Source organism: Cellulomonas endometrii, assembly GCF_949769265.1.
In the GTDB taxonomy this organism is placed as follows: Bacteria; Actinomycetota; Actinomycetes; order Actinomycetales; family Cellulomonadaceae; genus Cellulomonas; species Cellulomonas endometrii.
In genome coordinates this window covers 369,781-392,018 of sequence record NZ_CATKPC010000002.1, presented here as the reverse complement: position 1 = coordinate 392,018, position 22,238 = coordinate 369,781, and the positions used below count along the sequence as shown (strand labels likewise).

Annotated in this window: 24 protein-coding genes; 15 read left to right on the top strand and 9 right to left on the bottom strand. The window is 75.4% G+C overall.

What is annotated here, in order from left to right:
• Positions 1 to 59: 59 nt before the first annotated feature.
• From QNH85_RS04240 to QNH85_RS04220, 5 genes are all read right to left on the bottom strand, one after another.
• Entirely contained in the window at positions 60 to 1,322 is a 1,263-nt protein-coding gene (locus tag QNH85_RS04240) for a chloride channel protein (RefSeq protein ID WP_282944871.1), read from the bottom strand.
• A gap of 108 nt (positions 1,323 to 1,430) precedes the next feature.
• Positions 1,431 to 3,347 (bottom strand): glycoside hydrolase family 127 protein, encoded by a 1,917-nt coding sequence (locus QNH85_RS04235; RefSeq protein ID WP_282944869.1) that lies wholly within the window; start codon positions 3,345 to 3,347, stop codon positions 1,431 to 1,433.
• Positions 3,344 to 4,168, bottom strand: a complete 825-nt coding sequence (locus QNH85_RS04230) for a carbohydrate ABC transporter permease (RefSeq protein ID WP_282944868.1) — start codon at positions 4,166 to 4,168, stop codon at positions 3,344 to 3,346. The genes QNH85_RS04235 and QNH85_RS04230 overlap by 4 nt, the downstream gene beginning before the upstream one ends.
• Positions 4,169 to 4,175: 7 nt before the next feature.
• Positions 4,176 to 5,141 (bottom strand): carbohydrate ABC transporter permease, encoded by a 966-nt coding sequence (locus QNH85_RS04225; protein WP_282944866.1) that lies wholly within the window; start codon positions 5,139 to 5,141, stop codon positions 4,176 to 4,178.
• Positions 5,138 to 6,460 (bottom strand): ABC transporter substrate-binding protein, encoded by a 1,323-nt coding sequence (locus tag QNH85_RS04220; RefSeq protein ID WP_282944864.1) that lies wholly within the window; start codon positions 6,458 to 6,460, stop codon positions 5,138 to 5,140. Before QNH85_RS04220 ends, QNH85_RS04225 begins: the two co-directional genes overlap by 4 nt.
• 203 nt (positions 6,461 to 6,663) lie before the next feature.
• Between QNH85_RS04220 and QNH85_RS04215 the strand changes: the two genes are divergently transcribed.
• Both QNH85_RS04215 and QNH85_RS04210 read left to right on the top strand, forming a co-directional pair.
• Entirely contained in the window at positions 6,664 to 7,686 is a 1,023-nt protein-coding gene (locus QNH85_RS04215) for a LacI family DNA-binding transcriptional regulator (RefSeq protein WP_282944862.1), read from the top strand.
• Positions 7,687 to 7,747: 61 nt separating this feature from the next.
• Entirely contained in the window at positions 7,748 to 8,206 is a 459-nt protein-coding gene (locus tag QNH85_RS04210) for a GAF domain-containing protein (protein WP_282944860.1), read from the top strand.
• Between the two features lie 12 nt (positions 8,207 to 8,218).
• On the opposite strand, the gene QNH85_RS04205 is transcribed toward QNH85_RS04210, so the two are convergent.
• Entirely contained in the window at positions 8,219 to 8,875 is a 657-nt protein-coding gene (locus tag QNH85_RS04205) for a ZIP family metal transporter (protein ID WP_428830350.1), read from the bottom strand.
• 181 nt (positions 8,876 to 9,056) lie between these two features.
• Between QNH85_RS04205 and ulaA the strand changes: the two genes are divergently transcribed.
• The 5 genes from ulaA (at position 9,057) to QNH85_RS04180 (ending at position 12,789) form a co-directional block, all read left to right on the top strand.
• Complete coding sequence (gene ulaA, locus QNH85_RS04200) at positions 9,057 to 10,487, top strand: PTS ascorbate transporter subunit IIC (RefSeq protein ID WP_282944858.1); 1,431 nt, start codon at positions 9,057 to 9,059, stop codon at positions 10,485 to 10,487.
• A gap of 48 nt (positions 10,488 to 10,535) precedes the next feature.
• Positions 10,536 to 10,838, top strand: coding sequence for a PTS sugar transporter subunit IIB (locus QNH85_RS04195; RefSeq protein WP_282944856.1), 303 nt, complete (start codon positions 10,536 to 10,538; stop codon positions 10,836 to 10,838).
• Positions 10,835 to 11,278: a PTS sugar transporter subunit IIA gene (locus QNH85_RS04190; RefSeq protein ID WP_282944854.1), complete on the top strand. Its 444-nt coding sequence runs from the start codon at positions 10,835 to 10,837 to the stop codon at positions 11,276 to 11,278. The genes QNH85_RS04195 and QNH85_RS04190 overlap by 4 nt, the downstream gene beginning before the upstream one ends.
• Complete coding sequence (locus tag QNH85_RS04185) at positions 11,271 to 11,987, top strand: sugar isomerase domain-containing protein (RefSeq protein ID WP_282944853.1); 717 nt, start codon at positions 11,271 to 11,273, stop codon at positions 11,985 to 11,987. The genes QNH85_RS04190 and QNH85_RS04185 overlap by 8 nt, the downstream gene beginning before the upstream one ends.
• A gap of 70 nt (positions 11,988 to 12,057) precedes the next feature.
• Positions 12,058 to 12,789 carry a GntR family transcriptional regulator gene (locus QNH85_RS04180; protein ID WP_282944852.1) on the top strand — a complete coding sequence of 244 codons (732 nt, stop codon included), beginning with the start codon at positions 12,058 to 12,060 and terminating at the stop codon, positions 12,787 to 12,789.
• A 13-nt stretch (positions 12,790 to 12,802) separates the two neighbouring features.
• Here the strand turns inward: QNH85_RS04180 and QNH85_RS04175 are convergent, their stop codons facing one another.
• Complete coding sequence (locus tag QNH85_RS04175; RefSeq protein WP_282944850.1) at positions 12,803 to 13,033, bottom strand: hypothetical protein; 231 nt, start codon at positions 13,031 to 13,033, stop codon at positions 12,803 to 12,805.
• Between the two features lie 103 nt (positions 13,034 to 13,136).
• On the opposite strand from QNH85_RS04175, the gene QNH85_RS04170 reads away from it, so the two are divergent.
• Together QNH85_RS04170 and QNH85_RS04165 are read left to right on the top strand one after the other, a co-directional pair.
• Positions 13,137 to 13,367, top strand: coding sequence for a DUF6480 family protein (locus QNH85_RS04170; protein WP_213283393.1), 231 nt, complete (start codon positions 13,137 to 13,139; stop codon positions 13,365 to 13,367).
• A gap of 109 nt (positions 13,368 to 13,476) precedes the next feature.
• Positions 13,477 to 13,620 carry an Rv0909 family putative TA system antitoxin gene (locus tag QNH85_RS04165; RefSeq protein WP_213283394.1) on the top strand — a complete coding sequence of 48 codons (144 nt, stop codon included), beginning with the start codon at positions 13,477 to 13,479 and terminating at the stop codon, positions 13,618 to 13,620.
• Between the two features lie 70 nt (positions 13,621 to 13,690).
• On the opposite strand, the gene QNH85_RS04160 is transcribed toward QNH85_RS04165, so the two are convergent.
• Positions 13,691 to 13,981, bottom strand: a complete 291-nt coding sequence (locus QNH85_RS04160; RefSeq protein ID WP_282944844.1) for a hypothetical protein — start codon at positions 13,979 to 13,981, stop codon at positions 13,691 to 13,693.
• Positions 13,982 to 14,603: 622 nt separating this feature from the next.
• On the opposite strand from QNH85_RS04160, the gene QNH85_RS04155 reads away from it, so the two are divergent.
• From QNH85_RS04155 to QNH85_RS04130, 6 genes are all read left to right on the top strand, one after another.
• On the top strand, positions 14,604 to 14,930 hold the full coding sequence (locus tag QNH85_RS04155) for a histone-like nucleoid-structuring protein Lsr2 (protein ID WP_282944843.1): 327 nt from the start codon (positions 14,604 to 14,606) through the stop codon (positions 14,928 to 14,930).
• Positions 14,931 to 15,036: 106 nt separating this feature from the next.
• On the top strand, positions 15,037 to 16,050 hold the full coding sequence (gene glsA, locus QNH85_RS04150; RefSeq protein ID WP_282944842.1) for a glutaminase A: 1,014 nt from the start codon (positions 15,037 to 15,039) through the stop codon (positions 16,048 to 16,050).
• A complete protein-coding gene (locus QNH85_RS04145) occupies positions 16,047 to 17,687 on the top strand; it encodes an MFS transporter (protein WP_282944840.1) in 1,641 nt (546 codons plus the stop codon). Before glsA ends, QNH85_RS04145 begins: the two co-directional genes overlap by 4 nt.
• A 123-nt stretch (positions 17,688 to 17,810) precedes the next feature.
• Entirely contained in the window at positions 17,811 to 19,577 is a 1,767-nt protein-coding gene (locus QNH85_RS04140) for a threonine/serine exporter family protein (RefSeq protein WP_282944839.1), read from the top strand.
• Between the two features lie 151 nt (positions 19,578 to 19,728).
• Positions 19,729 to 19,902 (top strand): hypothetical protein, encoded by a 174-nt coding sequence (locus QNH85_RS04135; protein ID WP_282944838.1) that lies wholly within the window; start codon positions 19,729 to 19,731, stop codon positions 19,900 to 19,902.
• 80 nt (positions 19,903 to 19,982) lie between these two features.
• Entirely contained in the window at positions 19,983 to 21,206 is a 1,224-nt protein-coding gene (locus tag QNH85_RS04130) for a saccharopine dehydrogenase family protein (RefSeq protein ID WP_282944836.1), read from the top strand.
• 10 nt (positions 21,207 to 21,216) lie between these two features.
• Here QNH85_RS04130 and QNH85_RS04125 read toward each other — a convergent pair whose 3' ends face one another.
• Positions 21,217 to 22,224, bottom strand: a complete 1,008-nt coding sequence (locus QNH85_RS04125) for a LacI family DNA-binding transcriptional regulator (RefSeq protein ID WP_282944834.1) — start codon at positions 22,222 to 22,224, stop codon at positions 21,217 to 21,219.
• Positions 22,225 to 22,238: the final 14 nt, after the last annotated feature.

Sequence of the window (22,238 nt, the reverse complement as noted above, 5' to 3'; positions counted from 1 at the left end):
TGGGTGGACGGTTCGGACGGACACGCCGACGGCGAGTCCGTCCGAACCGTCCAGGGTCGTCAGCGGCGCGGGTCCAGCGCGCGGGACGTCAGCCACGCGGCCACCGCGGCGAGCACCGCCGCCGGCGCGGCGTCGAACCCGGCGGGCCCCACCAGCAGCCCCGCGAACAGCACCGCCGACACCAGCAGCCGGCTGGTCGAGGCCATCGCCGCGGCCGTCCCCGCGGCGACGGCGAGCGTGGGCGACACGTCCAGCACCGTGACGGCGAGGCCTGCGAGCGCCACGCCCAGGAAGATCGCCGGGAAGATCGGGCCGCCGCGGAACCCGCCGCCCATGCTCACCGCGTAGGCGAGCGCCTTGGCGACGAGCAGCACCAGCAGCACCCCGACCGGTGCCCCGCCCACGAGCACCGGCACCGACGCCTGCCCGGAGAACAGGACGTCCTGCGGGTCGGCCCCGAGCGCCCCGGCCAGCAGCGCGAGCCCCCCGACGGCCAGGCCGGAGCCGAGCAGCAGCGGCAGCCTCCCGACGCGCGGCTCGGTGGCGGCCAGCAGCGCCGCGAGCCGCCGCACCCCGGCCATGACGACCGCCGCGAGCACCCCGACGACGACCGCGAGCACCAGGTCGCCCGGCCGGATGCCGTCGTAGGCGGGCAGGCCGGGGACGCTCAGGCCGCCGACGGGCACCCCCGTCCACGCGCCGAACCCGGTGACCAGGACGTACGCGACGGCGGCGGCGGTCAGCGGCGGGAGCAGCGTGGCGGCCCCGAGGGCGCCGGCCCCGGCCTCCACCAGCATGATCCCCGCGACCAGCGGGCCGCCGAACAGCGTCGAGATCGCGCCGGCCGACCCGGACACGCCCAGCAGCTCCCGCGCCTTCCCGGTGACCCCGGTCCGTCGGGTGACCTCGACGGCGACGACCGACCCCAGGGCCATCAGCGGCGCCTCCGGCCCGAGCACGATGCCGGTCGCCAGGCCGGCCAGCGCCGCGAGCGCGATGCCGGGGCCGTGCGCGACGGGCACCGGGCCCGCGTGGATCCCGCCGGCGGGCGGGTGCCCGCCGTCGCCGGGCAGCCGGCGGGCGGCCGCCACGAGCGCGGCGCCCGCCACCGGCAGCGCGAGGACGAGGTACCAGGGCGGGCTCGTGGCGCCCAGCGCGTCGGGCAGCCGGTCCCAGAACAGCTGCTGCAGCACGTGCACCGCGCCGACGAACGCGAAGGCCACGACCCCCGCCGGCAGGCCCACCAGCGCGCCCAGCAGCGTCAGCCGGGCCAGGTCCCTCGTCGGCACGGCGGCGGTCGTCGTCGACCCCGGTGCGGGCACGCCGCCACGCTATCGGCGCGACCGGCCCGCGCACAGCCCCGGACAGGAGGACACCGCTCCCCGCCCGTCGGCAGCGGGCGGGGAACGGTGTCCGGCTCGGTGGGCGGGTCAGGCGGTGGGCAGCCAGACCCGCATGGTGCTCGGGCCGCGGTTCGCCCAGGAGTGGTACGGGACCAGCCGCACGTCGACCGGCTCCCCGTCGGCGTCACCGGCGTCCGTGCCCCCGTACGGCCAGCCCTCGCCCGCCGCCCGCACGACCCGGCCCCGCACCCGGGCGCCGTCGCCGTCGGCGACCAGCGTCCCGGCGACGTCCACCCGCACCGCGCCGGCGTCCGCCCGTCCGGGCAGGTCCACCGACTCGGCGCAGAGCACCACCGGACCGCGCTCGACCGCCACGCACCCGCGCACGGCGTCGATCCGGCCGTCCGGCGCGGTGACCCGCGGCTCGACCGGCAGCACCAGCCGCACCTCGTCCCCGGCGGCGAACGCGCGCCGCACGCGGACCTCGCCGCCGGACACCTCCGCGGGCGCCCCGTCCAGGGTCGCCGCACCGGACGCCCACGCGGGCACCCGCAGCGCCAGCGTCCACTCGCCCGCCGGCGCGTCGGTCACGCGCACGACGACCTCGCCGTCGACGGGGTACCCGGTGGCGACCTCCAGGCCGACCGCCCGCCCGTCGCCGAGGCGCGTCGCGATCCGGGCCGGCGCGTACTGCTGCAGGTGCAGCGCGTCGTCGGACACGGCGGCCACGTACCCGCCGAGCGCGGCGAGCGTGCGCGCGACGTTCGTCGGGCAGCACGACACCTCGAACCAGGGCGCCCGCAGCCGGGACAGCGCGCGGGCGCTGACCTCGTCGTCCGCGGCGGCCTCCCCCGGCACCCGCTTCTGCAGCGGGTTGGTGTAGAAGAACGCCCGGCCGTCCTCGGCGGGCGAGGTCGCGACCACGTTGAACAGGGTGCGCTCGACGACGTCCCCCCACGCGGCGTCCCCGGTGGCGAGCAGCAGCCGCCAGGCGACCATGACGGACGCGACGCCCGCGCAGGTCTCGCAGTACGCGCGGTCCGGCGGCAGCTCGAAGTCGTCGCCGAACGCCTCGTCCTGGTGGTGCGACCCCATCCCGCCGGTCAGGTACGTGCGCCGGGCGAGCGTGCGCTCGTAGGCCTCGCGGGCGGCGCCGAGCAGCTCGTCGTCCGCGGTGTCGACGGCGACGTCCACGGCGGCGGCGGTCAGGTACAGCGCGCGGACCGCGTGCCCGCGCAGCACGTCGGCCTTCCGGACCGGCACGTCGTCCTGGTAGTACTCCCGGCCGAACTCGATGTCGGGCAGCAGGCCGCGGCCCCGGCGCTCGACGAACAGCGCCGCCTGGTCGAGGTACCGCCGCTCCCCGGTGGCCCGGCCGAGCTCGGCGAGCGCGACCTCGATCTCGGGGTGCCCGCACACGGCGTCGCGGCCGTCCGGCCCGAACTCCGCGCACACGTGGTCGGCGGCGCGGCGGGCGATCGCGACGAGCTCGTCGTCGTGCCCGGTCCGCAGCCGGGCGACCGCGGCCTGGATCAGGTGCCCGAAGCAGTACAGCTCGTGCCCCCACGCCAGGTCGGAGTACCGCGGCTGCTGCCCGGGACGCCCGAACTTCGTGTTCAGGTACCCGTCCGGCTCCTGCACGGCGCCGATCTGCGCCGTGAGCTCGGCGATCCGGGCCTCGAGCGCCGGGTCGCCGGTGCGGCCGACCTCCCAGGCCATCGCCTCGATCATCTTGTAGACGTCGGAGTCGGAGAACTCGCGCCCGGTGCGGTGCTCCGCGACAGTGCCGTCGACGGCCCGCGCGAAGTTGCCGATCCAGCCGACCCGGGTCTCCCAGGTGTCGCAGTGCGGGATGGTGGCGGCGCCGTTGACCCGTTGCCGGTCCGCCCAGAAGCCGCCCGTCAGGGTCACCTCGTCGAGGCCGAGCGGGCGCAGCGTGCCGCGGGACGGCACGACGGGGGCGACGGGTGGTGCGGTGGTGAGTGCGTGCACGGGGGTGGTCATCCCTTCAGGGCTCCGGACATGAACCCGTTGACGTAGTGCCGCTGCAGGATCAGGAACAGCAGGACGCACGGGACGGTGAGCACGACGACGCCGGCCTGCGTGGCGCCGTAGTCGATGACCCCCATGACCTGCTGGCGCATGTTGACCAGCGCGAGCGGGAGCGGCTGGTTGTCGCCCCCCACCAGGTACAGGGGGACCATGAAGTCGTTCCACGCGGCGAGGAACGCGAACAGCCCGATCGTGATGAGGCCGGGCTTCACGGCGGGCAGCATGACCCGGCGCAGCGCCCCGAACGAGCCGCAGCCGTCGACGAGCGCCGCCTCCTCCAGCTCGCGCGGCACGGCCTCGAACGAGATCCGCATCATGAACATCGCGAACGGCAGCTGGAACACGGCGAGCACCAGACCGACCCCGACGAGGGTGTTGGACAGCCCGATGTCCTTGAGCCAGATCACCAGCGGGATGAGCAGCGTGGCGTACGGGACCATGAGGATCGACAGCACCAGCAGGAACAGGGCGTCCTTGCCGGGGAACCGGAACCGCGCGAACGCGTAGCCGCCGAGCGTCGCGACGACCAGCGTCACGAGGACCGCCGTGGCGGTGATGCCGAGCGAGTTGCCCAGGTAGGTGGCGACGCCGGCCTGGTACGACGCGAGGGTCGCGTAGTTGCCGAACCCGAACCCGTCGACCTGCGCGGACCCGGGCTGCGGGGACACCGACGACACGGTGGTCCAGATCATCGGGTAGAGGAACAGGATCGCGAGGCCGCCGGTGAGGACGTAGAACGGGGTGCGTCCCAGGACGCGGGAGAAGCCGGTCATCGGAGCCTCACTCCTCGGGCGAGCGCCGCAGCGCCTTGAGCTGGACGACGTTGACGACCACCAGGGCGAGCAGCACGATCACCGACAGCGCGGCGGCCATGCCGAGGTCCCGCTTGGACTCGAACGCCAGGTTGTAGATGAGCTGGACGACGGTCGTCGTCGACGAGTCCGGCCCGCCCTTGGTGAGGATGTAGAACTGGTCGAACGCCAGGATCGACCCGGTGACGCACATGATCGTGGACAGGGCGAGCGACGGCTTGAGCAGCGGCAGCGTGATCCGGCGGAACACCTGCCACGTCCGCGCGCCGTCCAGCCGGGCGGCCTCGTACACGTCGTGCGGGATGCCCTGGAGGCCGACGAGCAGCAGCAGCATGTAGAAGCCCGCGAACCGCCAGACGATCAGCAGCACCGTGCCCCACAGCGCCCCGTCGGCCGACCCGAGCACGTTCACCTGCCCGCTGCCGAGCCCCAGCCGCTCCATCCACCCGGAGACCGGGCCGACCTGCGGGGAGTACAGCGCGTAGAACAGCAGCGACGCCGAGGCCAGGCCGAGCGCCGTCGGCAGCAGGAACGCCGTGCGCAGGAAGCCGCGCCACCGGCTGCTCTCCTGCACGAGCAGCGCGAGGCCGAGGCCGAGCAGGATGAGCAGCACCGTCGCGATCACCGTGTACTTCACGGTGAACCACACCGACGGCCAGAACAGCCGGTGCGCGACGACCTCGGAGAAGTTCTCCGGGAAGTTCGTGCCCTGGTTGCCGCCCAGCAGCGACCAGTCCGAGCCCGACATGACGAGGACCAGCACGAGCGGCACCACGAAGAGCACCAGCACCAGCGCCGCCGTCGGGCTCGCGTACAGCCAGCCCTGCAGGGCGCCGCGGGAGCGTGTGCGGGTCCGGCCCCGGGTCGCGCCCGCGCGGGCGGGTGCCTGCCGGGCCGGCACCCGCCTCGCGCGGCCGTGGGTCGCGACGGTCACTGCGACAGCACCTCGGTGATCGCGTCGTTGTCCTCGTCGACGGTGTCCGTGCCCTCGAACGTGGCGTTGCGCATCAGCGTCACCCACGGGCTGCCGGACGCGTTGAACGCCTCCGAGAAGAACTCCGCGACCGGCGTGCGCCCGGACTCGGCGATCTTGTTCATCGTCAGGGCGACCGGGTTCTCCTGCGCGTACTCGTTGTCGAGCAGGGAGTTGCGGCCGGGGACCTCGCCGTTCTTCGCGATGACCTCGAGCTGCGTCTCCTCCGACATCATCCAGGCGAGGAAGTTCCAGGCCTGCGCGACGTTCTCGGAGTCCTTGGAGATGCCCAGGGCGTCGCCCCCGAGGAACGTCGACTGCCCGCCGTCGACCCCGGGGATCGCGGTGACGCCGACGTCGATGCCGGCCTCCTGCGCCGCGTACACCGCGGTGTTCGGGTACTGCTGCACCCCGACCTGGCCGTTGGAGAACGGGGCGGTCCAGGTGGCGCCGGTCTCCTCCTTCGAGCCCGCGCCGACCGCTCCGGCCTGGTTGAGCTCGTAGTACATCCGGTAGAGCGCCTTGGCCGAGTCGGAGCTCACCTGCGCGGTCGTGCCGTCCTCCGACAGCACCTCGTCGCCGGACGCCCACATGGTCGGGAACCACGTGAACACCCCGCAGCCGCCGCAGTTGCCGCCGTAGTACGTGCCGGAGACGCCGGGCTTGCCGAGCGCCTGCACGGCCATGGCCTGCTCCTGGAGCTCCGCCAGGTTCGTGGGGCCCTTCTCGGGGTCGAGCCCGGCCTCGCGGTAGAGGTCCTTGTTCCAGACCAGCACCGAGATGTCCTCGACGAACGGCAGCGTGTGCAGCGCGCCGTCGGGGTCCGTGCCGGCGTCCAGGTGGCCGCCCGTGATGTCGTCCTTGAAGTCCAGGGCGTCGATCTGGTCCGTCAGGTCGGTGAACAGCCCGTTCGCGACCCAGTAGGGCAGCCGGACGACGTCGCCCGCCAGCAGGTCGGGCAGCTCGTCGTTCGTCGCCGCGCCACCGACCTTCCCCTCCATGTCGTCGTTCGGGATGATCTCGAGCTCGACCTGGTTCTCGTGCGACGCGTTGTACGCCTCCACGAGGGTGGTGGCCTGCCGCTCCAGCGGCGCGCGGGTCCACATCGTCAGCGTCGTGCCGTCGTCCACGCCGTCGGGGCCGGCGGACTCGAGGGCCTCCCCGGCGTCGCCGCCGTCGGACCCGGAGCCGCAGGCGGCCAGCCCGGTCAGCGCGAGGCCGGCGACGGCCAGCGTCGCCACGGGACGCAGCCCGCGCGATCGGAACATGCGGTTGCTCATCGTGCTCTCCTCGGAACTTCGCCGTCGAAGTTGTGCGGGGCACCCGGATGGACACCGCGCGGAGGTTCTGCCGAAACCCTTTTCGGGGAACGTAGACCCGCGCTGAAGCGCTGGTCAAGGGGTTACGCGAAAACGTGATGTGTGTACGATCTCGGCCATGAGGGCGCCGCTCCGGCGCCGCTGGCAGGGGCGCAGGAGGCGGCATGACGACCACGTCGGGCACCCCGCGCCGGCCCACGCTGTCCGACGTCGCGCGGCTGGCCGGGGTCTCGGTCGCGACCGCCTCGAAGTCGCTGAACGGCCGGCAGCAGGTGCGCGCCGAGACCCGCGAGCGGGTCCTGTCCGCGGCCGAGCAGCTGAGCTTCTCGCCCAACGTGCTCGCCCGGAACCTGCTGAGCGGGCGCTCCGGCACGATCGGTCTCGTCACGCACGACCTCGAGGGCCGGTTCTCCATCCCGACGCTCATGGGCGCGGAGGACGCCGCCGGCACCGGCAAGACGTCCGTGCTGCTGTGCGACGCCCGCGGCGACGCGCTGCGGGAGCAGTACCACGTGCAGGCGCTGCTCGGCCGGCGCGTGGACGGGCTGATGGTCGTCGGCGCCCGGCCCGACCCGCGCCACTCGCTCGGCGCGCTGCCCGTCCCGGTCGTCTACGCCTACGCGCCGTCGCAGGACCCGGACGACATGTCGGTCGTCTCCGACAACGTGCTCGGCGGGCGGCTGGTAGCCGAGCACCTGCTGGCCTGCGGCCGCCGCCGCATCGCGGTCGTCACGGGCGACGCCACCTACGGGGCCGCGCACGACCGCGTCGCCGGCGTCCGCGAGGTGCTGGACGCCGCCGGCCTCGCCATGACGGGCGAGCCGCTGTACGGGGCCTGGACCGAGGAGTGGGGCCGGACGGCGGCGGCCGTCGTCCTCGCGCAGCACCCCGACGTCGACGCCATCGTCGCGGGGAGCGACCACATCGCGCGGGGAGTCCTGGACACCCTCCGCGAGGCGGGCCGCGCGGTCCCGGACGACGTCGCCGTCACCGGCCACGACAACTGGGAGATCCTCGCGCTCAACGCCCGCCCGCACCTCACCTCGGTCGACATGAACCTCGAGGAGGTGGGCCGCCGGGCGGCCGCGCTGCTGTTCGACGCCATCGAGGGCAGGCCGTCGTCGGGCACCGAGGTCGTGCCGTGCCGGCTGGTGCCGCGCGGGTCCACGGCGCCGCCGCACGCGTGATTCCCCCAGTCCGGGGTGGTCATGAGACAGTTCCTCTCCCCGGACCGGAGAGGTGCACGCCGTGACGCAGCAGACGACCGAGCGCGACGACATGTACGCGTTCCTCGACGCCTACGCCCAGGAGGCCGCCGACCGCATCGGCGCGCCGACCGAGTGCAGCATCATCCTGCGTCGGCACCACGTGCTGCAGTACGTCGCGAGCAGCGCGCCCCGGTCGGCGTACTGCGACCAGGTCGAGGTCGCGACGGGCGAGGGTCCGTGCGTCGTCGCGATCCAGCAGCTGCGCGGCGAGGTCGTGCCGGACGTCCTCGCCGAGACGCTGTGGCCCGACTGGCGCGCGGCGGCCACCGAGCAGGGCTTCCGGTCGGCGGCGGCCCTGCCCGGGATCGTCGACGCGGACACCACCGTGGCGCTCAACCTGTACTCCACCGAGGTCGACCCGTGGGACCCGGACACGCTCGTCGGCATGGACCGCCTGGTCCAGGAGGTCGCGGAGACGATCCGCACCCGCGGCATCTGACCGTGGCCGCCCTCAGCCGCCCGCGCGGCTGAGCGAGAACGCGACGATGAACCCCGCCGTCGTGATGAGGCCGGTGAACAGGTGCGCGCGCTCGAACGCCTCGGGGATCATCGTGTCCGCCACCATCGTGAGGATCGCGCCCGCCGCGACGGCCGTGATGACCGCGACCAGCTCCGGCGAGGCGCCGCCCAGCAGCGTGTAGCCGCCCGCCGCCGCGAGCGCGACCGTCACGGCGACCGCGCCCCACAGCCCGAACACGAACCGCGCGGACCGCCCCGCGCGCTTCATCCCGGCCGCGCTCGACAGCCCCTCCGGCACGTTCGAGATCACGACCGCGGCCGCCACCGAGGCGCTGACGCCGTTCCCCCCGAGCAGGCTGAGCCCGAGCACGACCGACTCGGGGATGCCGTCGAGCAGCGACCCCACCGCGATGGCGGTCCCGCTGCCGGCCTGGTCGGCCTCCGACGGCTGCAGTCCGCCGGACCGCTTGCGGTGCCGGGCGCCGCGCCGGGCCAGCAGCACGTTCGCCGCGACGTACAGCACGGCGCCGATGGCCAGGCCCGCCACCGCGGGCCCGAGCCCGCCGGTGTCCGCGGCCTCGTCCGCGAGGTCGAACGCCAGCGCCGAGATCAGCACCCCGGAGCCGAAGGCCATCACCCCGGCGGTCACGCGCGGCGGGACCCGCACCCACCACGCCACGGCGGCGCCCGGCGCGCCGTCCGGAGCCAGGCTCCCCCAGCACCGCCGCGCGCGCACGACGGGGACCGACCTCTTGCCACGCTCCGGTACGGATCGGTATGGTCCGGTCTATACCACCTCCTACCGCCCTCCCCGGGAAGGATCACGTGCGATGGTGCAGGACATCCTCCAAGGCATTGCCGACAACCTGCTGAGCCAGGTCCCCATCCTCATCGGCCTGATCGCGCTGCTCGGCCTGCTGCTGCAGCGCAAGCCGGTCTCCGACGTGATCGGCGGGACGTTCCGCGCCGCGATCGGCGTCGTCATCCTCACCATCGGCATCGACGTGTTCGTCGGCGGGCTCGCGAGCTTCCAGGCGATCGTGTCCAGCGCGGTGGGCGTCGAGCCCCCGACCGCGACCACGACGCTCGACGACTTCCTCGCCGGGCCCGGCGCCGCCGCCCCGCTGATCATCGCCGGGGGGTTCGCCCTGCACCTCGTCATGGTCCGGGTGTTCCGGTCCGCGCGGTACGTCTACCTCACCGGGCACCTCATGCTCTGGATGAGCATCGTCGTCGCGGCCGCGCTGGTCGAGGCGTTCGGCGAGGTCGAGCGCTGGACCCTCGTCGGGGCGGGCTCCGTGATCCTCGCCTGCTACTTCACGCTGCAGCCGATGTGGATCGCGCCGCTGATGCGCCGCGTCATGGGCCACGACCAGTTCGGGCTGGCGCACACCACCTCGTCGCTGGCGCTGGCCACCGGCTACGGCGCGAAGGCGCTGCGCCTGGGCGACCCGGTCAAGCACGACACCGAGAAGCTCACGCTGCCCCGCAGCATCGCGTTCCTCAAGGACATGAACGTCGCCACCGCGCTGATCGTCGGCGTCATCATGATGATCGCGCTCGCGTTCGCCGACCCGGAGACCGTCCGGGCCGTCGCCGGCGAGGACCTGGCGCCGTTCGCCTGGGGCCTGATGCAGGCGCTCCGGTTCGCCGGCGGCATCGCCATCCTGCTGTTCGGCGTGCGGATGTTCCTGGCCGAGATCGTCCCGTCGTTCAAGGGCATCTCCGACAAGCTGCTCCCGGGCTCGAAGCCCGCGCTCGACATCCCGGTCATCTTCCCCAAGGGCACGACCGCCGTGATGGTCGGGTTCCTCGCCTCGACCGCGACCTTCCTGGTCCTGCTGGCCGTGTTCGCCGGCGCCGGGTGGTTCGTGCTCGTGCCCCCGATGATCATGCTGTTCTTCGGCGGTGGCGCCGGCGGCGTGTTCGGGAACGCGGTGGCCGGCTGGCGGGGCGCGGTGTTCGGCGGCGTGCTCAACGGCGTCGTCCTCGCGTTCGGGCAGTGGATCTTCTGGGGCGTGTTCTCCGGCACCGCCCCCGAGCTCGCGACCCTCGCCGACCCGGACTGGTACGTCGTCGCCGGCGTGCTCACCTCCGTGGGGTCGGTGCTGGAGCCGCTCGGCGCGGCCGGCGTCTGGGTCGTGGCGGGCGCCGTGCTCGCCGTCTCCGTGGTGGCCCTCGTCGTCCTCGGGCGCCGCGCCGCGCGGGCCGACCGGACGGCCGCCGCCGTGGCAGAGCGCAGCGACGTCGCCGTCCCCTGACACCGTGGGTCCCCTGAACCCCCCGCACGTCCCCGAAGGAGCACCGACATGAGCCAGCGTCCCGAACCGCTCACCGTCCTGGCCGTCTGCGGCCTCGGCATGGGCACCAGCCTCATCCTGCGCATGACCTGCGAGACGGTCTTCAGCCGGCTGGGCATCGACGCCCACGTCGACAACACCGACCTGTCCGCCGCCAAGAGCATGTCCCCCGACGTCCTGGTCGGCCAGGGCATGCACATGGGCGACCTGGAGGGGCTCGCCCCCGTCAACGTGGTGGTCGACGACTTCGTCGACGACGCCGCGCTCGAGGCGAAGCTCCGCCCGGCGCTGGAGGAGGCGGGGTGGCTGTGAGCACCGTCCCCACCCGCGCGGTGCACGTCGACGCGGTCGACGACTGGGCGGCGGGCGTCCGGACCGCGGGCGGCCTGCTGGTCGACCTGGGGGTCGCGACCGACGAGTACGTCACCGCGTGCGTCGACTCCGTCCAGGAGCGCGGCCCGTACATCGTGCTGGCGCCCGGGCTGGCCCTGGCCCACGCGCGGCCGGAGCAGGGCGCGACCGGCGTGGGGGTGTCCGTGGTGCGCCTCGGCGCGCCGGTCGCGTTCGGGCACCCCGCGAACGACCCGGTCGACCTGGTGTTCGCGTTCGCGACCGTGGGCCCCGGCGCGCACCTCGACATGCTGCGGTCGCTGGCCGGCGCGCTGGGCGGCGGCCTCGCGGCGCGGCTCCGCGAGGCGGGGTCGGTCGACCGGCTGGGCGAGCTGCTCACCGAGGCGGTGGCCGGTGTCTGACGCGATCGCGAGCCACGGCGCCGACGTCGCGCGCCACGTCCGCACGGTCGTCGACGCGAACGTGGAGGCCGCGCGGCAGGCCGCCGACGTCGTCGTGGGCGTCGCCCGCGCGGGCCGGGTGCTGCACGGCGCCGGCGCGGGGCACTCGCTGGCCGGCGTGCTGGAGATGTTCTTCCGCGCCGGGGGCCTGCCCTTCGTCAACCCGCTGTGGCACCCCGACGTCCTGCCGCTCAACGGCGCCGCCCGGTCCACCGCCGCGGAGCGCCGGCCGGGGCTCGGCGCGCAGGTCGCCCGGGACTCGGGGATGCAGGCCGGCGACGCGGTGGTCGTGTTCTCCACCTCCGGCGTCAACTTCTACCCGGTCGAGATCGCCGCGCACGCGCGGTCGGTGGGCGCCCGCGTCATCGCGGTGACCTCGCGCCCCGCGTCGGCGGCCGCGCCGCTGCGCGAGGGCCGGCGGCTCGCCGACCTGGCCGACGTCGTGCTCGACACCTGCGTGCCGCCGGGGGACGTGACGTGGCCGGAGGACGGCCCCCGCACCGCCCCCCTGTCGTCCTTGGCGAACACGCTGTGCTGGAACCTCGTGCTCGTCGCGGCGCTCGACGCCGCACCGGACCTGCCGACGTGGCGCAGCGCGAACACCACCGGGCCGGAGGACCACAACGCGCGGCTGCAGGAGCTCTACCGGGCCCTCGTGCCCGTCATCTGAGCCCCACCGGGCCTGCACAATGGCCGGACCGGCGGACGCGCGTCCGCCGGGCGCACCTGGAAGGACAGCCGTGACCGCTCTGACCCGCGACCTCGTGGGCTCGCCGCCGCCGTCGGTGGCGAAGTACGCGTGGCTCAAGGCCGTCCTGGTCGACCACATCGACCGGCTCTCCCCCGGGGACCCGGTGCCGTCGGAGCGCGAGTTGGCCGACGGGCTCGACGTGTCCCGGATGACGGCCCGCCGCGCGCTCGGCGAGCTGGTCGTCGAGGGCCGGATCAAGCGGGTGCCCGGGCGCGGCTCGTTCGTCAACGAGCCGACCATCCGCCTGCCCATCCAGCTGACGTCCTTCACGAACGACATGCAGCAGCGCGGGTACACCTCGGGCGCGCGGACGCTCGACGGCGGGGTGGTCCCCGCCGACGACTGGCTCAGCAGCAACCTGGACGTCCCGCGCGGGCACCAGGTCCTGCAGATCGTGCGGCTGCGCACCGCCGACGACCAGCCCGTCGCGATCGAGCGCGTCCACCTCAACGCCGACGTCGTGCCGGGCCTGGTCGACGTCGACCTGACGAACCGGTCGCTCTACTCGGTGCTGTCCGACCGGTACGGGGTCGTGTTCGACGGCGGGCGCCAGACGATCACCGCCCGGCTGGTCGACCCCGGCGACGCCGGGCACCTCGACCTGCCCGCCGGCGCCGCCGTGCTGCACCTCGTGCGCACGTCGACGTGGCGCGGGCGGCTCGTGGAGTACACGGTGTCGGTCTACCGCGGGGACCGGTACGAGCTGAGCAGCGCCCTGTAGCCGGCGCTGCGGCTCACCCCTGCAGGCGGCGGGCCAGCATCGCCTTCGACTGCTCCGCCCCCTTGCGGCTCTCCGCCTGCGCCCGGCGGAAGAAGTCCGCGAGCTCGGAGTCGCCCGCCCGGTCCGCGTCCTGCACGTACTGCTCCAGGCGCAGGACGTTGCTCAGGCACGCCTCCGCGAACCAGATCAGGTTGTAGTCCTTGTCCGCCGTCCCGGTGACCGCACCGGTCTCGCTGTCCGACATGATGACCCCCTCGTCACGACGCGGTTGCGTGCTCCCACCGTAGGCCCGGTCGGCGCGGTGCGCACCGGTCGCCGCCCCGGGCCCGCGTGCCTACCGTGTCCGCATGACCACCTCCCCGGACCCGGACCCCTCGAACACCCCCGGCCTCGAGCCCGGCGGCGGCGTCGCCCCCGGTGACACCCCGCCCGGCGAGTCGAGCACGTCCGGCGCCGCCTTCCAGGAGCCCGACCTGCCGAGCCGCCGCACCAACTGGCTGGTGTACGCCCTGCTCGGCGCGGTGGTCGTCGTCGTGCTGCTGCTGTTCGTCGGGTACATCGTCGGCCTGCTCGACTGAGCCCGCCGGCGGCGCCGCCCGCCCCGGTCGCACGTCCGCCGGTCGGCGCCGACACTGGGGAGCGGGGCAGGGTCGCCTGTCCCGGACCCGCGCGACGAGGAGGACCGACATGGGCCTGGACGACATGAAGGAGAAGGCCAGCGACGCCGGCATCGAGAAGGCCGGCGACGCCGCCGACTCCAAGACGGGCGGCAAGGGCGGCGACAAGATCGACAAGGCCGAGAAGACCGCCGACGACAAGATCGGCGGCTGACCGCACCTCCCCAGCCGCGCCCGCGCCCGGAGCTGCGACTGCCCGGGCGCGGGCCGACGGCTGCGGGTGCTCAGACGTCCGCCGCACCGCCCGCCGCACCATCCGGCACCCCGCGCGCCGCCTCGCGGGACGAGGCCCGTCGCGCCCCGCGCCACCGGAGCACCCGGTCCAGCGCCACCCCCAGCACGGCGCCGACGACCACCCCCGCCGCCACGCGCAGCACCGGGTGCTGCCCCGCGAGCAGCCGGCCGGCTCCCACCCCGAGCAGCACGGCGCACACCGCCCACGCCACGGCGCCGACCGCCGCGAGGCCCGCGAACCGGACCCGGGGGCACCCGACGGCACCGGCGGTGACGTTCACCGCCACCGGACCCCGGGCAGGAACCGCGCCCCGAGCACCACCGCCGCGCCGCGCTCGGCCAGCGCACCCTCCGCCCAGCAGACCGCCCGCCCCACCCCCGCCACCGCAGGGCCTGCAGCCGCCCGGCCGGGACCTGGCGGCCCAGGGCGTAGGCGACCAGGTCGCCGGTGAGCGCGCCGGCCGCGGCGACCGCCCCGACGAGCCAGAGGTCGGGTCCGCCGCCGGACGCCCCGAGCGCCGCGAGCGCGATGACGGCGCCCTCGCTCGGCACCGGCGGGAGGACGCCGTCCACGGCCGCCAGCGCGTACAGCGCGAGCAGGCCCCACGGGGCGCCACCGAGCAGCACCTCCCACTCCCCGACGCCCGGCATGCTCACTCCATCGATGGTCGATGGTCATCTATCGAAAGTCAATAGTTGATCCGCGGGCTCACCGAAGGCGCAGCCGCACGCACCACTCAACCGGGTCGCTGGGTACCCACCGCTCCGGGCATCTCCGCCGGTCCCCGCTGCGTAGGTGGTTGCGGGGCCCGGGTGAGTGGTGCCGACCGCCCTAGCGTCGTGGTCGCACGAGCAGGTCGGCGGGGCGTCGCCCTGCTACGACGACGGACGGGGGGCCCGGGCATGGCACGCAGCACGAGCATCGCGCTCGTCGACGACCTCGACGGCACGCCCGCGGTCGTCACGCACGTGCTGGCCCTCGACGACCGGGCCGTCGTGGTGGACCTCTCCGCCGAGAACGCGCGCCGGCTGCGCGAGGCGGTCGAGCCGTTCCTGGCCGTCGGACGCACGCCCACGCGCCGGCGGAACCCGGACCTCTCGCGGCCGCACTCCGCCATCCGGGCGTGGGCACTCGAGAACGGCATGCAGGTCAGCGAGCGCGGCCGGATCCCGGCCGACGTGCTGCGGGCCTACGCCGACGCCCGCGGCGCGGCGCCCACGAGCGACTGACCACGGGCCACCGACAGCGCAGGTGACGGCCCCGCACCCCTCCCCATGATCCGCGGGCCGCGCTAGCGTGGCGGCGAGGTTCACCGGCTCCGGGGGGAGGGCGCGCATGGACCCGTACCCGGACGCGGTGGCGCAGGCGGTCTCCACCGGGTCGCTGCCCGGCTGGGCGCGGGTGGACGAGCTCGTGCTGGAGGCGCACACGCGCGGCCTCGCCGACGCGGACGGGACCGTCGCGGACTACATCCCGGCGCTCGCGGCGGCCGACCCCGAGCTGTTCGGCGTCTGCGTGGCGGAGGTCGACGGCGGCCTGCACACGGCGGGCGACGCGGAGGTCGAGTTCTCGATCCAGTCGATCTCGAAGGCCTTCGTGTACGCCCTGGTCTGCGAGCGCCTCGGGCACGTCGCCGTCCGGGAGCGGGTGGGCGTGAACAACACCGGCCTGTCGTTCAACTCGGTCATCGCGGTCGAGCTGAACGCCGGCCACCCCATGAACCCCATGGTGAACGCCGGCGCGCTCGCCACGACCGCGCTGGTCGACGGCGGCACGCCCGCGGCGCAGTGGGCGGCGGTCCACGACGGGCTCTCCCGGTTCGCCGGCCGGACGCTGGAGCTCGACGACGAGGTGTACGCGTCGGAGTCCCGCACCAACGGCCGCAACCGCGCGCTGGCGCAGCTGCTCGAGAGCTACGGCCGGATCGAGGTGGACCCCCTCGCCGTCGTCGACATCTACACGCGCCAGTGCAGCCTGCGCGTCACGGCGCGCGACCTGGCGGTCATGGGCGCCACGCTCGCCGACGGCGGCGTCAACCCGGTGACCGGGGAGCGCGTCGTCTCGGCCCAGGTGTGCCGGGACACCCTCGCGGTGCTCGCCGCCACCGGCCTGTACGAGCGCTCGGGTGAGTGGCTCTTCGAGATCGGCCTGCCCGGCAAGTCCGGGGTCGCCGGCGGCATCGTCACCGTCGCGCCGGGCAAGGCGGGCATCGGGACGTACGCGCCGCGCCTCGACCGCGCCGGCAACAGCGTCCGGGGACAGCGCGCGACCGCCCACCTGTCCCGGGTGCTCGGCCTGAACGTCTTCGCCTCAGCGGTCCACCCCCGAGCAGGAGGCACGCCCCGATGACCACCACCGCGCAGCACCCCGCCGGACCGCAGGCCGGGGCGGCGAAGGCGTCCTGGGTCCCGATGGTCGGGCTGTTCCTGGCCCAGGTCCTCATGTCGTTCAACGTGGCGGCGCTGCCCGTCTCGCTGGGCGGCATGGTCGAGGACTTCGGCGTCCCGCCCACCGCCGTCAGCACCGCGATCGTCATGTACGGCCTCGCGGTGGCCGCGCTGGTCATGGTGGGCGCCAAGATCGGCCAGCGCGTCGGCTGGATCACGGCGTTCCGCGTCGTCGTCGCGCTGTTCGCGGTGTCGGCGCTGCTGATGATCACCGCGCAGTCGGTGACCTGGGTGATCGTCGCCCAGGCGCTCGCCGGGGCGTGCGCCGCGATCATCGTGCCGTCGCTCGTCGCGCTCATCGCCGAGAACTACCACGGCCCCCAGCAGGCCACCGCGATCGGGTCGCTCGGGTCGGCGCGCGCCGTCTCCGGCATGAGCGCGTTCTTCATCGGCGGGGCGCTCGGCACCCTCGTCGGCTGGCGGCCCGTGTTCGCGATCGTGCTGGGCCTGGCCGTGGTGGTCTTCGCGCTGAGCTTCCGGCTCCGGTCCGACCGCGGCGACCGGCAGGTCACCATCGACGTCGTCGGGGCGGTGCTCATCGGCACGGCGGTGGTCCTGCTGACCCTCGGGTTCAACAACCTGAACTCCTGGGGCGTGGTGCTCGCCGGGGCGGGGGCGCCGTTCGACGTGCTGGGGCTGTCGCCCGCGCCCGTGCTCGTGCTGCTGGGGATCGTGCTGGGGCAGGGGTTCTTCGTGTGGACCCGCCGCCGGACCCGGGCGGGCGGCGTCCCGCTGGTGAGCCTCTCCGTGCTGGGCTCGTCCCGGGAGCGGGCCGCGGTCTACGCCATGTTCGTCGTGGTGGCTCTGGAGGCCGCGCTGAACTTCACCGTGCCGCTGTACATCCAGATCGTGCAGGGCCGCTCGCCGTTCGACACCTCGCTCGCGATGATGCCGTTCAACCTCACGGTGTTCGTCACCGCGACACTGGTCGTGCGGTTCTACCGGCGGTTCCCGCCCCGCACGATCGGCGTGTTCTCGTTCGTCCTCACCACCGTCGCCCTGATGTGGCTGGCGTTCGTCGTCACGAACGACTGGGAGACGCTGCCGACGATCGCGGGGCTCATCGTGTTCGGCATCGGGCAGGGGGCGCTCGTCACGCTGGTGTTCAACGTGCTGGTCACCGCGGCGCCCAAGGAGCTCGCCGGCGACGTCGGCTCGGTCCGCGGGACCACCCAGAACCTCGCGTCGGCCGTCGGGACCGCGTTCGCCGGCGCGCTGCTCGTGACGATCCTCGGCCTCAACGTCGGCCAGGCCGTCGCGCGCAGCGTCGAGCTCCCCGCGGAGGTCGTCGCGCAGGTGGACCTGGACGAGGTGAACTTCGTCAGCAACGACCGGCTCCGCGAGGTCCTCGAGGACACCGACGCCACGCCCGAGCAGGTCGACGCGGCCGTGCAGATCAACGTCGACGCCCGCCTGAGCAGCCTGAAGCTCGGCCTGCTGGTCCTCGCCGGGCTGAGCGCGCTGGCGATCCTGCCGGCCTCCCGGCTGCCCGCGTACCGCCCGCACGAGATCCCGGACCCCTCGCCCGCGGACGACTGAGCGGCACTGAGCGGCACCGGGCGGCACCGGGCGGCACCGACGACGCTGCTGCACCCCGCTACCGTGGAGGCGGTCGCGCCCCTCCACCCGGGCGCGGGACGACCACCTCGGGGAGCCGGACGCATGCGACGACACGGGCCTGCGGCGGCCCTCGTCACCCTGCTGATCGGGATGACCGGGGTGCTCGGGACGCTCGGGGCCGCGGCCGGCACCGCCCCGGTCGGCCCGGGCGCGGCCGCCGTTCCCGCGCCCTCGGCGTCCCCGAGCCCCGCGCGACCCGGCGCCACGCCGACCCCCGCTCCGAGCGCGTCGCCCGAGCAGCCGGTCCCGACCGCCACGGCCCCCGCGCCCGTGCCCGCGCCCAGCGCCGAGCCGTCGACGACCGCCACGACGCGGCCGAGCCCGCCCTCCCCCAGCCCGACGAGCGTGACGCCCGCCCCGGACGACCCGGTGGACGACGACCCGGCCACGACCCGCCGCCCACCCACCGCGCCCGCCCTGGCGACCAGCTCCACGCCCTGGGGCCAGCTGCTCGCCGCGCTCGGCGTCGTGGTCGCGGGGGCGGTCGGCGTCGCGCTCCTGAGCGCGCGCCGGGCCCGCGCCACCGCCGCCGTCACCGTGCCGGCCGAGGCCCGGGCCGCCGACGACGGCCCGCCGGACGCCGCCCCCGAGGACGTGCTCCGCCTCATGGTCACCGCCGGCGAGGCGATGATCGACGCCGGCCACACCGTGTCGTCCGCCGAGGACACCCTCGCGCAGGTCGCCGCCGCCCACGGAGTGCGCGGCGCGGAGACGGTCGTGCTGCCGACCGCGCTGATCGTGTCCGTGCCGCACGCCGAGACCGTGCAGACCGCGGTGACCGGGACCGGGCGCCGGCCGCTGCTCCTGCACCAGCTGGACGCGCTGGCGGACCTGCTCGACGAGGCGACGACGCCCGACGCCGACCCCCGCGGGGTCACCGGGCGGATCGCCCTGCTGCGCGCGGTCACCCCGCCGTTCGGGACGCTCGCCCGGCTGGGCGGGTACCTGCTGCTGTCCGTCGGCATCGCCGCCCTGCTCGGGGCCTCGTGGGTCGACCTGCTGGTCGTCGCGGCCCTGGGTCTCGCGGTCGGCTCCGCGCAGCTGGCGTCGCCGGCGGTCTCCACCACGGTCGAGGTCGTCCTCACGGTCGCCGCGTCGTTCGCCGTCTCGACCGTCGTCCTGCTGCTCGCGCGCGCGGTGCCGGACCTCGGGGTGCTGCCGGCGATCGTCGCCCCGCTCGTGCTGTTCCTGCCGGGCGGGCTGCTGACCACCGGCGTGATCGAGCTCGCCACCGGGCAGATGCTGTCCGGCGCGGGGCGGGTCGCCGCCGGGACCATGCAGCTGGTCCTGCTCGCCGGCGGGATCGTGGCGGGCGCGGCGCTCGTGGGCGTGCCCGTGCTCGACCTCACCGCCTCGGGGCAGCCGCTGGGGCCGCTCGCTCCGTGGGCGGGCGTCGTGCTGTTCGGGGTCGGGACCGTCGTGTTCCGGTGCGGCCGCCCGCGGACGATCGGCTGGGTGGTGCTCGTCCTGGCCGTCGCGTACGGCGCGCAGGTGGTCGGCGACGCCCTGCTCGGCGGGGTGCTGTCCGCGTTCGTCGGGGCGCTCGCGATGACGCCGGTCGCCCTGGCCGTCGCGCGGTTCCCGTCCGGCCCGTCGCCGCTCGTCTCGTTCCTGCCGGCGTTCTGGATGCTGGTGCCCGGTGCGCTCGGGCTGGTCGGGGTCACGTCCCTGCTCGACGGCGACTCCGGCGGGGTGCCGACGCTCGTGACGACCGCCGCGACGATGGTGGCGATCGCCCTGGGGGTGCTGGTCGGGCTCGCGGGGGCGCGCGCCCTCCCGGGCGTCGGGCGCGACCGCACGCTGGTCTGAGCACGGGCGCCGACGCGCGCGCGGGGTTCGGGCCCGGAGTGGCCCGACACCGCGCCGGACACCAACGGCGCCTATTGACAAACGATAGATGGCGCGCGACAGTCGATAGCGGTCGGCCGCGCCCGCGGACGGCCCGACAGGAGGGACCGCCGTGCCGTACGTGCTCGCCGTGCTCGCGCTCGCCACCGGGGCGGCTGCCGTCGTCGCCGGCGAGGCCGACGACTCGCCCGGCCTGCAGCTCGTCGGCGTCCTGCTCGGCGCCGCAGCCGTCGCGCTGGTCGTCCGCGCGGTGCGCCGCCGACGGACCCGCCGGTCCGCGCCCTGACGCCCGCGGACCGGCCCGCGAGCCGGCCCGGGTGGGCCGCCCGCCGGGCAGGAGCGCCCGCGCGTGCCTACCGTGCCCGCATGACCGACCGCGAGCACGACCTGGTCCTGCTGGGCGCCACGAGCTTCGTCGGGGCGCTGACCGCGGCGCACCTCGCGGCGTCGGCGCCCCCGGGGGCCCGCATCGCCCTGGCGGGGCGGGACCGCGAGCGCCTCGCCGCGGTGCGGGCGGGCCTGCCGGAGCGCGCGGCCGGGTGGCCGCTGCTGGTGGTCGACGTCGAGGACCGCCCGGCGCTCGACCGGGTGGTCGCCGCCACCAGGGCGCTGGCGACGACGGTCGGCCCGTACGCGCGGCACGGCCTGCCGGTGGTCGAGGCGTGCGCGGCCGCCGGGACGCACTACGCCGACCTCACGGGCGAGCTCGGCTTCGTGCGGGCGGCGATCGACGCCGCCGACGCGCGCGGCCGCGCGACCGGTGCCCGCCTCGTGCACGCCTGCGGGTACGACTCCGTGCCGTCCGACCTGGGCGTGCACCTGCTGCACCGCGCCGCGACGGCCGACGACGCCGGCGGCCTCGTGGACGTGCACGCGCTGGCCGTCGCCCGCGGCGGGGTGTCCGGCGGGACGATCGCCTCGCTGCTCGGGGAGGTCGACGCGGCCCGCACCGACCCGCGGGTGCGGCGGTTGCACGCCGACCCCTACGCGCTGTCCCCCGACCGGGACGCCGAACCCGCCGGCGCGCAGCCGTCGCCGTTCGCGCCGCCGCGCCGCCTCCGCGGGCGCTGGGTCGCGCCGTTCGTCATGGCGCCGTTCAACACGAAGGTCGTCCGCCGGTCGAACGCCCTGACCGGCTGGGCGTACGGGCGGGAGCTGCGGTACGCGGAGCACGTGGACGCCGGGCGCGGGCCCGCGGGGCTGGCCACGGCGCTGGCCGTCACCGCGGCGACCGCGCTGGGTGGCGCCGCCCTCGCGCTGCCCCCGACGCGGGCGCTGGCCGGGCGGCTGCTGCCGGCGGCCGGCGACGGGCCCGGCGAGCACACCCGGCGCGCCGGGTGGTTCCGGCACCGGTTCCTCGCCACGACGACGAGCGGGCGGACCTACGCCGCGCGGGTGCAGGCGTCCGGCGACCCGGGGTACGCGGCGACGTCCGTGATGCTCGGCCAGGCCGCGCTGGCGCTGGCCCTCGACGGCGACGCCCTCCCGGACCGCGCGGGCTCGCTGACGCCGGCGACGGCGCTCGGGGACGTGCTCGCCGACCGGCTGCGGGCGCACGGGTTCCGGCTGGACGCCGTGGCGACGTCCTGATCCGGCCCGCTCAGTCCCCCGGCCCGCGCAGCGCCAGCCCCCAGGCCGCCGGCCCGACCTCGGCGTCGAGCCCGGCCGCGACCCGCGCGCACGCCACGCCCTGGTCGAACAGCGACTGCCGCACGCTCGGGAACCCGAGCGCGGCCGCGAGGTCGCTGTCGTCCCACCCGCTCACCCGGACCGACGCACCGAGCGCGTCGAGCGCCCCCGCCGCGAGCTGGTCGCTCATCGCGATCACCACGTCCGGCCGCACCTCGTCGCGCGCCGCCGCCACGGCCACGCGCCCGTCCTCGCGCGAGTGCCGCGCCACGACGGCGACCGGGACGCCGGCCCAGTCCCGGCCGGACTCCTCCACCGCCTCTCGGTAGCCGGTGAGCCGGGCGCGGGTGACCGGGAACGGCACGTCCGTCGCGGGCCCGCGCAGCAGGCCCGACCAGCGGTCCCGGTCCAGCGGCTGCGAGAGCACGAGCGGGGACCGCGCGCCGGCCAACATGTGCCGCGCCATCGCCCGCGCGGCCGCCCGGTCGTCGGCGGTCACCACCTGGACGCCCGGCGACGGCGGCCCGCCCTGGATCGCGGCCGGCCGGCCGGTCGCGGCGACGGCGTCGAGGACCGGGTCGTCGTCGGCCGTGGTCCACAGCACGAACCCGTCGACGGCCGCCTCGCGCACCCGGTCGACGTCGTCGGGTTCGCCGGTGCTCGGGATCAGCACCAGCCCGAGCCGGTGCTCGACGCACACCTTCGACACCCCGGCGAGGAACCGGGCGGCCTGCGGGTCCTCGAACGCGTAGGTGAGGTGCTCCCCGAGCACGACGCCGAGGTTCCCGGTCGAGCCGCTGCGCAGCGACCGCGCCACCGGGTCGGGCCCGCGGTAGCCGAGGCGCTCGGCGGCCTCGAGCACGCGGGCCCGGGTCGGCGCGGCGACGCGCTGCGGGCGCGTGTAGGTGTAGCTGACGGTCATCACCGCGACGCCGGCCTCCGCGGCCACCTGCCGCATCGTCACGCGTCCGGGCTTCACGCGAGCAGCCTACC

Excerpts from the sequence above, each read along its gene's own strand:
- QNH85_RS04195 (WP_282944856.1), top strand. The coding sequence starts at position 10,536 with ATGAGCCAGCGTCCCGAACCGCTCACCGTCCTGGCCGTCTGCGGCCTC.
- QNH85_RS04155 (WP_282944843.1), top strand. The coding sequence starts at position 14,604 with ATGGCACGCAGCACGAGCATCGCGCTCGTCGACGACCTCGACGGCACG.
- QNH85_RS04215 (WP_282944862.1), top strand. The coding sequence starts at position 6,664 with ATGACGACCACGTCGGGCACCCCGCGCCGGCCCACGCTGTCCGACGTC.
- QNH85_RS04230 (WP_282944868.1), bottom strand. The coding sequence starts at position 4,168 with ATGACCGGCTTCTCCCGCGTCCTGGGACGCACCCCGTTCTACGTCCTC.
- QNH85_RS04235 (WP_282944869.1), bottom strand. The coding sequence starts at position 3,347 with ATGACCACCCCCGTGCACGCACTCACCACCGCACCACCCGTCGCCCCC.
- ulaA (WP_282944858.1), top strand. The coding sequence starts at position 9,057 with ATGGTGCAGGACATCCTCCAAGGCATTGCCGACAACCTGCTGAGCCAG.
- QNH85_RS04175 (WP_282944850.1), bottom strand. The coding sequence starts at position 13,033 with ATGTCGGACAGCGAGACCGGTGCGGTCACCGGGACGGCGGACAAGGAC.
- QNH85_RS04130 (WP_282944836.1), top strand. The coding sequence starts at position 19,983 with ATGACCGACCGCGAGCACGACCTGGTCCTGCTGGGCGCCACGAGCTTC.
- QNH85_RS04140 (WP_282944839.1), top strand. The coding sequence starts at position 17,811 with ATGCGACGACACGGGCCTGCGGCGGCCCTCGTCACCCTGCTGATCGGG.
- QNH85_RS04165 (WP_213283394.1), top strand. The coding sequence starts at position 13,477 with ATGGGCCTGGACGACATGAAGGAGAAGGCCAGCGACGCCGGCATCGAG.
- QNH85_RS04170 (WP_213283393.1), top strand. The coding sequence starts at position 13,137 with ATGACCACCTCCCCGGACCCGGACCCCTCGAACACCCCCGGCCTCGAG.
- QNH85_RS04145 (WP_282944840.1), top strand. The coding sequence starts at position 16,047 with ATGACCACCACCGCGCAGCACCCCGCCGGACCGCAGGCCGGGGCGGCG.
- QNH85_RS04220 (WP_282944864.1), bottom strand. The coding sequence starts at position 6,460 with ATGAGCAACCGCATGTTCCGATCGCGCGGGCTGCGTCCCGTGGCGACG.
- glsA (WP_282944842.1), top strand. The coding sequence starts at position 15,037 with ATGGACCCGTACCCGGACGCGGTGGCGCAGGCGGTCTCCACCGGGTCG.